This window comes from Leifsonia sp. NPDC058248 (genome assembly GCF_042881905.1).
GTDB lineage: Bacteria > Actinomycetota > Actinomycetes > Actinomycetales > Microbacteriaceae > Leifsonia.
Genome location: NZ_JBHVXB010000007.1, coordinates 45,925 through 60,858, shown reverse-complemented (window position 1 = coordinate 60,858; position 14,934 = coordinate 45,925). Strand labels below are relative to the sequence as shown.

General features: G+C 68.4%; 11 protein-coding genes and 1 riboswitch. Of the genes, 5 read left to right on the top strand and 6 right to left on the bottom strand.

All coding sequences use genetic code 11. The features are described 5' to 3' along the window. Positions 1–23: 23 nt before the first annotated feature. The gene (locus ACFVV5_RS12695; RefSeq protein ID WP_387244316.1) at positions 24–650 is read left to right on the top strand and encodes a PH domain-containing protein; all 627 of its coding nucleotides are present in this window, start codon (positions 24–26) and stop codon (positions 648–650) included. A gap of 29 nt (positions 651–679) precedes the next feature. Here the strand turns inward: ACFVV5_RS12695 and ACFVV5_RS12690 are convergent, their stop codons facing one another. The 3 genes from ACFVV5_RS12690 to ACFVV5_RS12680 all read right to left on the bottom strand — a co-directional run bounded on the left by ACFVV5_RS12690 (position 680) and on the right by ACFVV5_RS12680 (position 5,206). Beyond that, on the bottom strand, positions 680–1,693 hold the full coding sequence (locus tag ACFVV5_RS12690; protein ID WP_387244313.1) for an ABC transporter permease: 1,014 nt from the start codon (positions 1,691–1,693) through the stop codon (positions 680–682). Further along, a complete protein-coding gene (locus ACFVV5_RS12685) occupies positions 1,693–3,225 on the bottom strand; it encodes an ABC transporter permease (protein WP_387244310.1) in 1,533 nt (510 codons plus the stop codon). The genes ACFVV5_RS12690 and ACFVV5_RS12685 overlap by 1 nt, the downstream gene beginning before the upstream one ends. Positions 3,226–3,415: 190 nt before the next feature. Further along, positions 3,416–5,206 (bottom strand): ABC transporter family substrate-binding protein, encoded by a 1,791-nt coding sequence (locus tag ACFVV5_RS12680; RefSeq protein WP_387244307.1) that lies wholly within the window; start codon positions 5,204–5,206, stop codon positions 3,416–3,418. A 271-nt stretch (positions 5,207–5,477) separates the two neighbouring features. Here ACFVV5_RS12680 and ACFVV5_RS12675 point away from each other — a divergent pair, with 271 nt between their 5' ends. Beyond that, the gene (locus ACFVV5_RS12675) at positions 5,478–6,287 is read left to right on the top strand and encodes a CPBP family intramembrane glutamic endopeptidase (RefSeq protein WP_387244304.1); all 810 of its coding nucleotides are present in this window, start codon (positions 5,478–5,480) and stop codon (positions 6,285–6,287) included. An 18-nt stretch (positions 6,288–6,305) separates the two neighbouring features. On the opposite strand, the gene gcvP is transcribed toward ACFVV5_RS12675, so the two are convergent. From gcvP to gcvT, 3 genes are read right to left on the bottom strand one after another with little or no spacing between them, the layout of a single operon-like run. Further along, a complete protein-coding gene (gene gcvP / locus ACFVV5_RS12670) occupies positions 6,306–9,203 on the bottom strand; it encodes an aminomethyl-transferring glycine dehydrogenase (protein ID WP_387244301.1) in 2,898 nt (965 codons plus the stop codon). A gap of 13 nt (positions 9,204–9,216) precedes the next feature. Beyond that, positions 9,217–9,588, bottom strand: coding sequence for a glycine cleavage system protein GcvH (gene gcvH / locus ACFVV5_RS12665; protein ID WP_387244298.1), 372 nt, complete (start codon positions 9,586–9,588; stop codon positions 9,217–9,219). 2 nt (positions 9,589–9,590) lie between these two features. After that, positions 9,591–10,760, bottom strand: coding sequence for a glycine cleavage system aminomethyltransferase GcvT (gene gcvT, locus ACFVV5_RS12660; RefSeq protein WP_387244295.1), 1,170 nt, complete (start codon positions 10,758–10,760; stop codon positions 9,591–9,593). 164 nt (positions 10,761–10,924) lie between these two features. Continuing rightward, positions 10,925–11,026, bottom strand: a riboswitch (glycine riboswitch). A gap of 219 nt (positions 11,027–11,245) precedes the next feature. Here gcvT and ACFVV5_RS12655 point away from each other — a divergent pair. From ACFVV5_RS12655 to nadB, 3 genes are read left to right on the top strand one after another with little or no spacing between them, the layout of a single operon-like run. Then, on the top strand, positions 11,246–12,022 hold the full coding sequence (locus ACFVV5_RS12655; RefSeq protein WP_387244292.1) for an NUDIX domain-containing protein: 777 nt from the start codon (positions 11,246–11,248) through the stop codon (positions 12,020–12,022). Beyond that, entirely contained in the window at positions 12,019–13,317 is a 1,299-nt protein-coding gene (gene nadA / locus ACFVV5_RS12650; protein ID WP_387244289.1) for a quinolinate synthase NadA, read from the top strand. The genes ACFVV5_RS12655 and nadA overlap by 4 nt, the downstream gene beginning before the upstream one ends. 1 nt (position 13,318) lies before the next feature. Continuing rightward, positions 13,319–14,929 (top strand): L-aspartate oxidase, encoded by a 1,611-nt coding sequence (gene nadB, locus ACFVV5_RS12645; protein WP_387244286.1) that lies wholly within the window; start codon positions 13,319–13,321, stop codon positions 14,927–14,929. Positions 14,930–14,934 lie beyond the last annotated feature (5 nt).

The window sequence follows — 14,934 nt, the reverse complement described above, 5'->3', positions numbered from 1 at the left end:
GCGGGAGATGAGAGCATGGATCCATGCCGTACACCTCCACCGACGAACGCGAGGTGTTCGTCTCCCGGTTCAACCGGGTCGTTGCCATTCTGATCTGGGCGGGAGCCGCCGCGATCGCGGTCGCTCTCGTCGTGAGCGTGCACGATCTGCGCCTGCTCTACCTGGTGCCGTGCGCGTTCTTCGCTCTGGTGGCGTGGGTCGCCCTCTGGCAGCCCCGCCTCGTCGTCGCCCCGGAGGGCGTCACGGTGCACAATGTCACGCGGACCATCGAGATCCCGTGGACCGCGCTCATCCACGTCGACACGAAGTACGCCCTGACGCTCTACACGCCCGGACACCGCTACGCCGTCTGGTCCGCCCCGGCGCCCGGGACGGCCAGCACGCTGCGCGCCACCCGGAACGAGACGAAGGGCCGTGCCGGAAAGCCGTCGGTCGAGGACAGCGTCCGCCGTCCGGGCGATCTGCTCTCCACCGAATCGGGCCAGGCGGCCGAAGTCGTCCGCCGCCGCTGGGCGCATCTCCGCGACACCGGCGCGCTGGAGGTCGGCATCGCCGACCAGGCTCCGGTCGCGGTGCACTGGAACTGGGCGGCGCTGGCCGGCCTCGTCGTGCTGGCGGCGGGAACGGTCGCGGCCCTGCTGCTCGCCTGAGGCGAGCAGCAGGTCGCGGGCGTCCGACGTCACAGCACGTCCTCCGCGAGGGCGGCTCCGGTCTTCGGACCTCTGGTGTCGTCCTCGCCGGGCTCCGGCTCCTCTTCGCGCATCTTGCGGAGGTTGAACCGGCGGTGACGCGGGTCGAACGCGTCGCGCAGCCCGTCGCCGACGAAGTTGACGAGGAGGGCCAGCGTGACGATGAACGAACCGGGCCACCAGAACAGCCACGGGCGGGTCTGGAACGCCGACTGGTTGGAGCTGATGAGCAGGCCGAGCGAGACGTCGGGCGGCCGGATGCCGTAGCCGAGGAAGGAGAGCGCCGTCTCGAGCAGGATGGCCGAGGCCATGATCAGCGTCGAGGCCACGATCACCACGCCGATGGCGTTCGGCAGGATGTGCTTGAAGATGATGCGCATGTCGGAGGCGCCGGCCACACGGGCGGCCTCCACGAACTCGCGTTCGCGGAGCGACAGGAACTCGCCTCGCACCAGACGGGCGATGCCCATCCACGAGAAGAATCCGAGCATGATCGCCAGGAACGGGGCGCCGAGGCCGCCGGAGAAGTGACCGACCACCGAGCCGATCACGAGGGCGGGGATCACGATGAAGACGTCGGTGATGCGCATCAGGAAGGCGTCGGTGACGCCGCGGAAGTATCCCGCGATCGCACCGACGACGACGCCGACGACACTGGCGATGACACCGATGATCACCATGACGAGCACGGAGTTCTGAATTCCGCGCATCGTGAGGGCGAAGTAGTCCTTGCCGATGCGGTCCTGACCGAACGGGTGCTCCCAGGTGGGCGATCCCTGCTTGACCTGGTCGTTCAGCTCTGTGTAGTTGTACTTCCACCAGCCGTGGATCGGCCCGATGCCGATCGCGCTGATCGAGAACAGCAGGATCAGGATGAACAGGATGGCGCTGCCGACGGCGAGCTTGTTCGAGAGGAAGCGCTTCCAGATGAGCCTGCCCTGGCTGACCGGCGGCACGGAGGGCGCCTGCAGCTCATCGGCGATCATCGGTTCTGTGCTGGACATTATCGAACCCTCACTCTCGGGTCGAGTGCGGCGTATGCGAGGTCCGCGAGGAAGTTGAAGAGGATGGCCATCGCCGCGATCACGACGAAGTACGCCATGACCGGGTTCAGGTCGCCGCGGGCCAGGCCCGCGTTGAACAGTGCGCCCATCCCGGGGATCGCGAACACCTGCTCGGTGATGATCGCACCACCGAGCAGCGCGCCCACATCGAAGGCGACGAGGGTGGTGATCGGGATCAGCATGTTGCGGAAGGCGTGGCGCACGACCACGGTGCGCTCAGGGAGCCCCTTGGCGCGCGCGGTGCGGATGAAGTCCTGGTTGAGCACTTCGAGCATCCCGGCCCGCGAGTACCGCGTGTACGACGCGAACGAGATGAGGAGCAGCGCGATGGTCGGCAGCATCAGGTGGGTGAACGTGTCGAGACCCGTCACCCAGATGTCGCCCTCGAGACCCGGTGTCGACGAACCGACGGTCGCGATCGGGCGTCCGTTGGTGTCGTCGAAGTAGGTCGGCCAGGCCTGCATGAAGCGGTCGACCAGGATCAGGAAGCCCGACACGATGGTGACGATGACGGAGATCCGGATGTTCTGACCGCGATCGTAGCCGCCGACGAAGTAGCCGACGGCGACGCTCACCGCGATCGCGACGATCGCCAGGATGACGATGGTCGCCACCGATGAGACGTCGAACAGCGGCTGCAGCGCGAAGTAGCAGACGATGGCGATCGCACCGTTGATGCCGGCGGCGATGAGAGCCTTGCGATTCTGCAGTCCCGAGATCAGCGCGGTCGTCGCGACCACGACGGCGGCGACCAGGATGATCATGACCACCGGACCCAGACCGGGGTGCAGGAACCAGTCGGTCGCCGACATCAGCATGAGCACGCCGGCTGTGGCGATGCCGGAGACCAGGAAGGTGGTGAGCCTCCGCCGCATGTCACCGCCTATCAAGGACTGCCAGATCAGGCCCGCGACCAGGCCTATCAATGCGGCGACCCACCATTGGATCACCGGATTGACCAGGAAGTCGTTGAAGTCGATCGCGACGAACTCCTTGAGGAGGACGGCGACGAGGAACGCGGGGAGCGAGTACAGGAAGAAGCTGAGGAACGTGACGACGTTGTCGAGTCCGCTGTACTGGCGAAGGGCGGTGACGATACCGATGGTCACACCGAGCAGGATCGCGAGGACCAGCGCGAGTGTGACGAGCTGAACGGTCGAGCCGAGCGCGAGCGGCAGGATGTCGACCACCTGTGCGCGCGAGATGGTCGAGCCGAGGTCGCACGCGTTGGCGAACGGGATGAGGCACTTGGCCGCACCGCCCAGCCAGAACAGCCAGCGGAGCGGCGGTGGAACGTCGAGCTGGAGCAACTCCACGCGGGCGTTGATCAGATTCGCTTTGTTGGGAGAGCTACTGTCGCGCAAGTCCTTGAGCGGGTCCACGCTGTACGCGACCAGCATGTACATCAGGAACGATGCGGCGATGATGATGAGCACCGAGACCAGAAGGCGTCTCAGGATGAAACTCGCCATAGGTTGAAAACCTCACTGACACAACGCGCCCGGTCTGGGGGTCGGCCGAGCGGTGCTCGCCGGGGCGCGTTTCGGGATGGGTGGACGGGTCTCGTCCACCGTTACATGATACGGGGCGCCGGCCTGGCCGGCGCCCCGCCCGCAGAACGGGTGCCCGGGGTTCGCCCGGGCACCCATCGCTGTGGTGTTGTTACTTCTTGCTGGACTTGACCGACCACTCCCAGAAGTTCCAGAAGGGTCCGGTCTGGTTGCCCATGTACTTCGCGCCGTCGACGCGAGCGTTGACGCCGAAGACGCCGGGCAGCTGGAACAGCGGCAGGCCGTAGCCGTCCGAGAACGTGGCCTTGTCGATCTGCTGCTCGAGCTTCACGAGCTCGCCCTTGTCGATGGTGGTCTGCGTCTGGACAGCGACATCGTTCTTCGCGTTGTAGCGGTTGTAGTTACCGCCACCACCCGTGGTGAACAGCTGCGGGATCTGCGACGTGCCGGCGCCCGGGCTGATCCAGCCGAAGAGCGACGCGTCGTAGTTGCCACCGGGGAGCAGGGTGCTCCAGTCGGGCGATCCGGCGTCCACGATCTTGAAGCCGGCCTTCGCAGCCGAGGCCTGGATGGCCCCGAACTCGTCGACGCGGTTGGGGTTGTTCGTGTTGTACAGGATGCGGATCGTCGGGGTGGCACCGGCCAGGAGGGCCTTCGCACCTTCGATGTCGACCTTGCTGTACTTGTCGGAGCCGTTCTGCTCGACCGACGCCTTGTAGTCGCTCTGGCTGGGGAGCCAGATCTGCGAGTTCAGGATCTCGGCCTTCGGGTTCACCGGGGTGACGATCGAGTCGAGGATCTGCTGACGCGGGATCGTCTTGAGGAACGCCTCACGGACCTTCGCGTCGGCGAACACCTTGGAGCCGAAGTTCAGGTCGAGGTGGTCGTACGACACCTGGTCGCCGGTGAGCACCTTGGCGCTGGTCGCCTTGAGGGCGGTCAGCGTGTCGGCGGACGCCTGCGGGTTGATGATGTCGACCTCACCGTTCTGGAGAGCGGTGACCTGGGCGTTGGCGTCCGGGATGATGCGGAAGACGATCTTGTCCACGTTCGGCTTCATTCCGCCGGCGTAGTACTTGTTCTTCGACATCGTGATCGACTGACCGGGGGTCCAGCCGGACACGTAGAACGCGCCGGAGGAGACCACGAGGTCCTTGTCGGTCGGGTACGCCGTGATGTCGTAGCCCGTGTTGACGAAGTCAGCAGCCTTCTTCAGGGTCGGATCGATCGGCGCCGGGTTGGTCTTGTCGCCCTTCGGAAGTCCCTTGAGGAGCTTCGTCAGGTCGGCGGCCGACGAGAGTCCGGCCTTCTTCGCGACGATGTGCGACGGCTGCGCCATCGGGTTGAAGAGCTCCCAGTCCACGTACGGCTTGGCGTACTTCAGGGTGATCGAGAGGTTGTCGTCGCTGACCTCAGGGTAGGAGGTCTGGTCGATGCCGGCGGTGCCGGCGGCGGGGGTGAAGTACTGGGTGCCCTTGAGGACCTTGCCCGTGTTCTGGTCGAGCGTCGACGAGTCGTAGTATCCCGACTGCATGGCCCATCCGAGGACCATGTCATCAGCAGTGATGGGCTGGCCGTCGGACCACTTGTCCGCCTTGTTGAGCGTGTACTTGACCGTGAGCGGGCTGTCCGAGGTCTTCTCGAACGTTCCGAACTTGTCGTCGTGGACGATCTGGAACTTGTCGTTGATGTACTGGAAGCCCGAACCGTACGAGCCATCCAGGTATCCGACCTGGCCGTTGGTGTCCAGGTTTCCCTGGGGGGTCTGCGAGTTCAGCGATGTCAGGTCGTTGACAACCGCGACGGTCACAGTGCCGCCCTGGGCAGCCGTCGAAGTCGACGTGCTACCGGTCGTGGTGCAGGCAGACAGTGCGAGTGCTGCGACGCCGGCGACGGCGACCGCGCTGACCGCGTACCTGACCTTTCTTCCCTTGATGTGCAATGTTCCTCCTGTGCGAAGTGTGCGACGGCATAGGCGTGCGAGCGTGCTTATGCCGCGCTGGATAAGAATGACCCTAGGTATCGGGCGCAATGAATGCAAAACGGGGCAGGAAAACGTTACACAGTGGTAACTCAGTTGGTGGAAAATTGCACGAAGCACGCGAATGCGGACGTTTTGCACCGCCCCGTGCAAAGAAACGGCCGGTTCCCCGGTTTTCGAAGGCCGTCGAAGACGGTCTGCACAGCAGTTCGAGGACTGGCAGGATGCCTGTATGAGCCGTGAAACCCGCTGGTCCGCTGAGGTTCCCGTCGCGCGCGCGGACAGACCGAGGCTGTGGTGGGAGATCGCCATCGTGCTCGGGCTCTCGCTCGGGGCATCCGCGGTCTACTCGATCGTGGAGATCATCTCGCGGGTGACCGACACGACGCCGCTCGCCGACCAGTCGGCGGCCGTCAACCCCTCGCAGAGCACGCGCGAGTGGCTCGACTTCACCTACCAGTTCCTCAACAACTTCTTCCCGCTGTTCGCGGTCGCCCTGGTGATCTTCCTGCTCTGGCAGCGCCCGGGCGACGGGACCAGCGGCAGCGGCTTCCGCCGGATCGGCTTCGATCTCACCCGTCCCGGCCGCGATCTCGGCGGCGGAGTGCTGCTGTTCCTGACCATCGGCATCCCGGGCATCCTGTTGTACGCCCTCGGACGTGTGGCGGGGATCACCGTGCAGGTGCAGGCCTCACCGCTCGACACGCACTGGTGGACCGTGCCGATCCTGATCTTCGCCGCGATCCGGGCCGGGCTCCAGGAGGAAGTCATCATCGTCGGCTACCTCTTCACCCGGCTGCGTCAGCTGGGCTGGGGGCGCTGGACGATCATCCTGTCCGCCGCGCTGCTGCGGGGAAGCTACCACCTGTACCAGGGCTTCGGGCCCTTCATCGGCAACGCGATCATGGGCGTCGTCTTCGGCTGGTGCTACACCCGCTGGGGCCGGGTGATGCCGCTGGTGATCGCCCACGTGATCATCGACATCGTGTCGTTCGTCGGCTATCCCCTCGCCGTCGCCTGGTGGCCGCAGATCTTCGCGTGATCGCGGCCACCGGCTGTGTCAGGCGAAGGCCTCGGGCGGCGGGCAGGCGCAGAACAGGTTGCGGTCGCCCCAGGCCTGGTCGATGCGGCGCACCGGCGGCCAGTACTTGTTGCGCACCAGCCCCGGCACCGGGTACACGGCCTGCTCACGGGTGTACGGATGCGCCCATTCGCCCGCGATGACCGACTCGGCCGTGTGCGGAGCGTTGCGCAGGGGGTTGTCGTCGACGGTCCACTCGCCGGCGCCGACCGCGTCGGCCTCCGCCTTGATCGTGATCATGGCGGCGACGAAGCGGTCGAGCTCGCCGAGGTCTTCGCTCTCGGTCGGCTCCACCATCAGCGTGCCCGCCACCGGGAAGCTCATCGTCGGCGCGTGGAACCCGAAGTCGATGAGGCGCTTGGCGACGTCGTCGACGGTCACGCCGGTGGCCTCGGTGAGCGGGCGCACGTCGAGGATGCACTCGTGCGCCACGAGACCGTTGTCGCCCGCGTACAGCACCGGGAAGTGGTCGCGCAGTCGCACGGCGACGTAGTTCGCGGCGAGCACCGCGGCGCCGGTGGCGTCGCGCAGGCCCTCCTCGCCCATCATCCGCACGTAGGCCCAGCTGATCGGCAGGATGCTCGGGCTGCCGTACGGCGCGGCCGAGACCGGCCCTCCCCCGTGTACGACCGACTCGCCGCCGGCCAGGTAGTGCTCGGCGTTCTGGCCGAGCGGGTGACCGGGCAGGAACGGCGCGAGGTGTGCCTTGGCCGCCACCGGTCCGACGCCGGGACCGCCGCCGCCGTGCGGGATGCAGAACGTCTTGTGCAGGTTGAGGTGGCTGACGTCGCCGCCGAAGTCGCCGAACCGGGCGTAGCCGAGCAGCGCGTTGAGGTTGGCTCCGTCGACGTAGACCTGGCCGCCGGCGTCGTGCACGGCCTGGGTGATCGCGACCACCTCGTGCTCGTACACGCCGTGCGTGGACGGGTAGGTGATCATGAGAGCCGCGAGGGTGTCAGCGTGCTCGGCGATCTTGGCGCGCAGGTCGTCGAGGTCGACGTTGCCGAGCTCGTCGCAGGCCACGACGACGACGCGCATCCCGGCGAGGACCGCCGAGGCGGCGTTGGTGCCGTGGGCGCTCTGCGGGATCAGGCAGACCGTGCGCTGCACGTCGCCGCGCGAGCGGTGGTAGCCGCGGATCGCGAGGAGTCCGGCGAGCTCGCCCTGGCTGCCCGCGTTGGGCTGCAGCGAGACCGAGTCATAGCCGGTGACGTCGGCGAGCCACGTCTCCAGCTGGTCGATGAGGTGGAGGGACCCGCGCACGTCCTCGAGCGGGGCGAACGGGTGCAGGGCCGCGAACTCCGGCCAGGTCACGGCCTCCATCTCGGTGGCGGCGTTGAGCTTCATCGTGCACGAGCCGAGCGGGATCATGCCGCGGTCGAGGGCGTAGTCCTTGTCGGCGAGGTACTTGAGGTAGCGCATCATGGCCGTCTCGGAGTGATGCGTGTTGAAGACCGGATGCGTGAGGTAGGCGCTCTCGCGGGCCAGCGAGGCGTCGAACGAGCGCAGGCTCGCGGCGTACTCGACGTCGACCGTGCTCTCCCCCGCACCGAACACTGTGAGGAGGTCGGCGAGCAGCGGGGAGCCCGCGCCGAGGTCGGCTGCCGATTCCTCGTCGAAGCTCACCGCGACGGTGGTCGCGTCCGCCGCGTGCAGCAGGATGCCGAGGTCATGGGCCGCCGCGACCGTTGCCGCGGCGTCGGCGACGCGCACCTGCAGGGTGTCGAAGAACGACTCCGACAGCACGTCGACGCCGTGCTCGCGCAGCACCCGGGCGGCGATCGCCGCGGACGCGTGAACGGTCTGACCGATCGCCTTGAGGCCGCGCGGTCCGTGGTAGACGGCGTACATCCCGGCCATCACGGCGAGCAGCACCTGGGCGGTGCAGATGTTCGAGGTGGCCTTCTCGCGCCGGATGTGCTGCTCGCGCGTCTGCAGCGTGAGGCGGTAGGCGGGCTTGCCGATCGCATCCTGCGAGACGCCGACCAGGCGGCCGGGGAGCTGGCGCTCCAGACCGCTGCGCACGGCCATGTAGCCGGCGTGCGGACCGCCGAAGCCCATCGGGACGCCGAAGCGCTGGCTGGTGCCGACCGCGACGTCGGCGCCGAGCTCGCCCGGCGAGGTGAGGAGGGTCAGCGCGAGGAGGTCGGCGGCGGCCACCACGACCGCTCCCCCGGCCTTCGCCGCGGCGATGACCTCGGCCGGATTCCAGACCCGCCCCGATGCCCCGGGGTACTGCACGAAGAGGCCGAAGACATCGGCGAGCTCGGGAGCATCCGGGGCCGTGTCCGCCAAGTCGAGCACGACGAGCTCGATGCCGACGGCGTCCGCACGGTTGCGCAGCAGCGCGAGCGTCTGCGGGAAGGTGTCGGCGTCCACGGCGAACCGCGGGCTCTTGACCTTGGAGGCGCGACGCGCGAGCAGCATCCCCTCGACCACCGCCGTGCCCTCGTCGAGCATCGAGGCGTTGGCCGTGTCGAGGCCGGTGAGGTCGGCCACCATGGTCTGGAAGTTGATCAGGGCTTCAAGACGCCCCTGGGAGATCTCCGGCTGGTACGGCGTGTACGCCGTGTACCAGCTCGGGTTCTCGAGCACGTTGCGCTTGATCACGGACGGCGTGATCGTGCCGTAGTAGCCGAGGCCGATCATCGAGCGGTTGACGGTGTTACGCGCGGCGATGGCCCGCAGCTCCTGCAGGGCCGAGCGCTCGCTGGCCGGCGCGGGCAGCACGGAGGCGTAGTCGTCGGAGACCCGGATGGACTCCGGGACCGCGGCCGTGACGAGGTCGGTCACGCTCTCGTATCCGAGGGCGGACAGCATGGTGCGCTGCGCGTCGCCATCGGTGCCGATGTGACGCGTCTGGAACAGTTCAGTCATCGAAGGTTCGGCCTTACTCGCCGGTCAGGGCGGCGTACTCGTCGTAGCTGAGCAGAGTGGGAAGGGCTGTGAAGGAGACCTTCACGAGCCAGCCGTCGCCGAACGGGTCGCTGTTGACCAGCTCGGGGGAATCGACCACGGCGTCGTTGATCTCGGTGACCGTTCCGTCGACCGGAGCGAACAGCTCGCCGACCGACTTGGTCGACTCGATCTCGCCGACGACCTTGCCCTCGGCGAGGGTGCTTCCCACCTCGGGCAGTTCGACGAACACCACATCGCCGAGCTTCTCGGCCGCATAGGCGGTGATGCCGACGGTCGCCGTGTCGCCCTCGACGAGGATCCACTCGTGCTCGGCGGTGTACTGGAGATCCTGGGGTGCGGCCATGGCTAGTGCTTCTTTCTGCTGTAGAAGGGAAGGGCTGTGACGGTGAAGCCGAGACGGGTGCCGCGGACGTCGACGTGCAGTTCGGTGCCCGGTCGCGCGAACCGGGGAGAGACGTAGGCCATCGCCACGGGGACGCCGATGGTCGGCGAGAGCGCACCGGAGGTGACGACTCCCACGGTCTCGTCCGCGTCGGTGACCGTGTCGGTCGCGTAGACCGGGTAGCCGGAGCGGGCGGCGCGCTTGCCGTGGCCCATCAGGCCGACGAGGACCGGCGCTTGAGCATCCGGGCCCACCTCGCTCGCCGCGCGGCCGACGAAGTCCGTGTCCTTGGCGAGGTTCACGACCCGGCCGAGACCGGCCTGCGCCGGATAGGTGTCGACGCTGAGCTCGTTGCCGTAGAGCGGCATCCCGGCCTCGAGGCGCAGGGTGTCGCGGCTGGCGAGGCCCGCCGGGACCAGGCCCTGCTCCGAGCCGGCCTCGAGCAGGGCATCCCATAGCTCGTTCGCGTTGTCGGGGGCGACGTAGAGCTCGAAGCCGTCCTCTCCGGTGTAGCCGGTGCGTGCGACGAGGACGGGGTGCGCCTGGAACAGGGCAGGGAGCGACCAGTAGTACTTGAGGGAGTCGATGCGCTCGGCGAAGTCGCCGCCGCCGTTCGCGCCGCCCTCGACCGCGAAGCCGTCGGTGGCGGCGAGGATCGAGAGGCTGGCGGGGCCCTGCACGGCGATGAGCGCGATGTCGTCGCTCTCGTCGTAGACGTCGGCCTCGAACGGAGCGGTGCGGTCGCGCAGCTCTTCGACGACCAGATGCCGGTTGGCGGCGTTGGCCACCACCATGTACCGGTCGTCGCCGGTGCGGTAGACGACGAGGTCGTCGATGATGCCGCCCGTGCGCGAAAGCAACAGGCTGTATTTGGCCTGATCGGTCGCCACCGCCGACAGCTTGCCGGCGAGCGCGTAGTCGAGGGCCTTGGCCGCCTCGGGTCCCATCACGAAGATCTCGGCCATGTGCGAGAGGTCGAAGAGCCCGGCGGCGGTGCGCACCGCGTGGTGCTCGGCGAGGTCGCTCGAGTAGCGCACCGGCATCTGCCAGCCGGCGAAGTCGGTGAACGAGGCGCCGGCCGCCTGGTGGGCGTCGTGCAACGGTGAGAAGCGTTCTTCGTCGTGCGAGGTCATGAGTTCTCCGGTTTCGCCGGCCGTCGCCGGGAGTTGGGCGCGCCTTTCGGCAACGTGAGAACTCCCCCTCTGTCATCCGGCCTGAGAGTTTCACCGCGCACAGGCGCGGCTTTCACCTTGGGCGAGAGCGGCGATGGTGTCGCTGCTCTGCTTTTCAGAGTGGCCAGTTCGATGCGGTACGCGTACCTGAGAGATTGTCGGGGAGGATTGCTCCTTCGGTGCCGGCTGTGCGCATTCGCGCGCTCCGGCTCTCCCGCATCGACCTCGATGGCCCAGTATTCAGTTGCACTCGCTGTCCGCGCGCAGGCGCGAACGGTGTTCAGCATATCCGACCACGGGATGCCCGGGCTGACCGCTCAGGGAATGAGGCGGTCCGATCCGGCGGGCGGCCGAGATCCACGCCCGGTTTGGAGTTCGGGTCAGGATGACACTAAGATGGCTGAATAGTTAGGGTCACATTGACCTTTACCCGGATGGAGCTGGCGATGTCGTCGACCGAGCAGCGCGAAGCACGGACCCACGAGCCCGTCAGCGCGCTCCTGGCCGTGTCCACGGTGATCTTCGCTCTGCGCAAAGACGAGCAGACCGGCGATCTCGCGAGTGTGTGGCTGCCGCTGGTGCGCCGCATCCGGAGCCCGTTCGAAGGGTGCTGGGCACTGCCGGGCGGGCCGCTGCACCTCGACGAAGACCTCGCCTTCGCGGCCGCGCGCACCCTGGCCGACACGACGGCTCTCACCCCGCGCTACCTCGAGCAGCTCTACGCGTTCGGCGACGTCCGGCGTTCGACGGCCGCGGAGCGCGTCGTGTCCATCGTCTACTGGGCGCTCGCGCGCAGCGACGAGGCCGCCCAGGCGAGCGTCGGCGAGAACGTGCGGTGGTTCCCCGCCGACGACCTCCCCGAACTGGCCTTCGACCACAAGCTCATCGTCGAATACGCCCTCTGGCGGCTCCGCACCAAGATGGAGTACAGCAGCATCGCGCACGCCTTCCTCGGCGAGACCTTCACCCTCGCCCAGCTGCGCGAAGTGCACGAGGCCGTGCTCGGCCGGCCGCTCGACCCCGCCAACTTCCGGCGCACCATCGAAGCCTCCGGCGCCGTCGTCGCCACCGACCAGTACCTCACCGGCACGCGCCACCGCCCCCCGCGCCTCTACCGCTACAACGACTCCATCGACCTCGCCGACCAGGGTCCACTCCCCCGCCAGCAGCACCCGTTCGGCGTCCCGGCAGAAGAACACCCCGATAAAGAAGGAAACGCATGAGCATCACCGCATCGGTCGACACCACCATCCAGCTCATCGCCCGCGGTGAGCTCGACGGCGAGACCTGCACCCCCGACCTCGTCGAGGCCCCGTGGGAGTTCGACCGGCAGGCGCCGTCGTACGGTCCCGGCGCCTCGATGGCCGACCCGATCCCGGCCATCGCCCCGATCCAGGGCGAGCTCCCCGAGGAGTACCGCACGGCGAGCGCCGACGAGCTGCGCGAACGCATCCTCGCGGCCAAGGCGACCCTCGGCGACCGCGTCGTGACCCTCGGCCACTTCTACCAGCGCGACGAAGTGGTGCAGTACGCCGACTTCGTGGGCGACTCCTTCCAGCTCGCGAACGCGGCCAAGGCGAAACCGGATGCCGAAGCGATCGTCTTCTGCGGCGTGCACTTCATGGCCGAGACCGCCGACATCATCTCGCGACCGGAGCAGGCGGTCATCCTGCCCAACCTGGCCGCCGGATGCTCGATGGCCGACATGGCCGACATCGACTCGGTGACCGAGTGCTGGGAGCAGCTGGAGGAGCTGTACGGCACCGAGCCGGACGCCGATGGCCGCGTGCCCGTGATCCCCGTCACGTACATGAACTCCTCGGCCGCCCTCAAAGGGTTCTGCGGCGAGCACGGCGGCATCGTCTGCACCTCGTCGAACGCCGAGACCGTGCTCACCTGGGCCTTCGAGCGCGGCCAGCGGGTGCTGTTCTTCCCCGACCAGCACCTCGGCCGCAACACCGCCAAGGCGATGGGGATGCCGGTCGAGCGGATGCCCCTGTGGAACCCGCGCAAGGCCTTCGGCGGAAACGACGCAGAGACGTTGTCCGACGCGCGGGTGATCCTCTGGCACGGGTTCTGCTCGGTGCACAAGCGGTTCACGGTCGGCCAGATCGAACAGGCCCGCATCGACCACCCGGGAGTGCGCGTGATCGTGCATCCGGAGTGCCCGATGCCGGTGGTCGACGCGGCCGACGAATACGGCTCGACCGACTACATCGTCAAGGCGATCCAAGCGGCGCCCGCCGGTTCGACGTTCGCGATCGGCACCGAGATCAACCTCGTGCAGCGGCTCGCCGCCGAATACCCCCAGCACACGATCTTCTGCCTCGACTCCGTGGTGTGCCCGTGCTCGACCATGTACCGCATCCACCCCGGCTACCTCGCCTGGGTGCTCGAAGGCCTGGTGCGCGGCGAGGTGCTCAACCGGATCACCGTTCCGGCCGACGTGGCGGAACCCGCACGCATCGCCCTCGAGCGGATGCTGGCGGCGCGTCCGGACACCACGATGGCGGCGTGACATGGCCCGCATCGTGGTGGTCGGGAGCGGCGTCGCCGGGCTGGTGACCGCATTGCAGGCGAGCCGCGTCCACGACGTGACCGTCGTCACCAAGTCGGAGCTCGCCGAGAGCAACACGGCCTACGCGCAGGGCGGCGTCGCCGCGGTCATGTTCGCCGACGACAGTGTGTCGTCGCACGTCGCCGACACACTGCGGGCGGGCGCCGGGCTGAACGTGCGGGAGGCCGTCGAGGTGCTGTGCGCGGAGGGGCCGGACCGCATCCGGGACCTGATCGCGTTCGGTGTCGCCTTCGATCGATCGGGCGGCGACCTGGCCCGCGGCCTCGAGGCCGCCCACTCGAGCGCTCGTGTGCTGCACGCGGGCGGCGACGCCACCGGCGCGGAGATCGAACGGGCTCTGGTCCGCGCGGTGCGGGCCTCGGCCGCGCGCGTCGTCGAGCATGCGTTCCTCACCGACCTGGTCGTGACGGACGGCGCGGTCCGCGGCGTGCGGGTGCTCGGAGCCGACGGGACGATCGACGTGCTGGAGGCCGACGCGGTCGTGCTCGCCAGCGGCGGAGCCGGGCAGCTCTACGCGCACACCACCAACCCTGAGGTGACCACCGGCGACGGCGTCGCGGCCGCGTGGCGCGCCGGGGCGGCCCTCGCCGACCTGGAGTTCTACCAGTTCCACCCGACCGCGCTCGCGATCCCCGGCTCGTTCCTCGTCTCCGAGGCGGTGCGCGGTGAGGGCGCGGTTCTGCGCAACGCTGCCGGCGAGCGGTTCATGCTCGACGTGCATCCGGATGCCGAGCTCGCGCCACGCGACGTCGTCGCCCGCGGCATCGCGGTGGAGATGGCGGCACAGGGCGGCGCTCCCGTGCTGCTCGACGCCACCGCCCTCGGCGGCGCCTTCCTGGCGCGGCGCTTCCCGACGATCGACGCGGCCTGCCGCGCGGCTGGCTTCGACTGGGCACGCGAGCCCGTTCCCGTGACCCCGGCGGCGCACTACTGGATGGGCGGCGTGGCGACCGACACCCGTGGGCGCACGACCCTGCCCGGGCTCTACGCCGTGGGAGAGGTGGCCTGCACGGGCGCGCACGGCGCGAACCGGCTGGCCTCGAACTCATTGCTCGAGAGCATCGTGTTCGCCCACCGCGCGGCGGAGGACCTCGCCGACGGCGTCCCGGGCGAATCGGCGTGGACCGGGCCGGAGTGGCCGGGCGACGAGTACGGCCACGACGTCGGTGACGTCTCGGTCGCGGGATCGGCGGAGCGCTGGCTGCGTGTGCGTGCGGTGCGCGAGCATCCGGATGCCTCGGTCGTCGACAGAGAACTCCTCCGTTCCCTGCTGTGGGAGGCCGCCGGCGTGCACCGCAGCCGCGAGTCGCTCGAGGCCGCGAGTGAGACCCTCGCCGGCTGGCGTGCCGCCGACGGCCTCCTCGACCGTGCCCGGCGCGAAGACGCCAACCTGCTCGAACTCGCGCGGCTCGTCGTCGCTTCGGCGCTCGCACGCGAAGAGTCGCGCGGCGCCCACTTCCGTTCCGACTACCCCTTCCCCGCTGCCGGCGACGCGCACCATTCGGTGTGCGACCCGGTGACGGCCGACACCGAGGTGAGCATTCCATGCTGAACAGC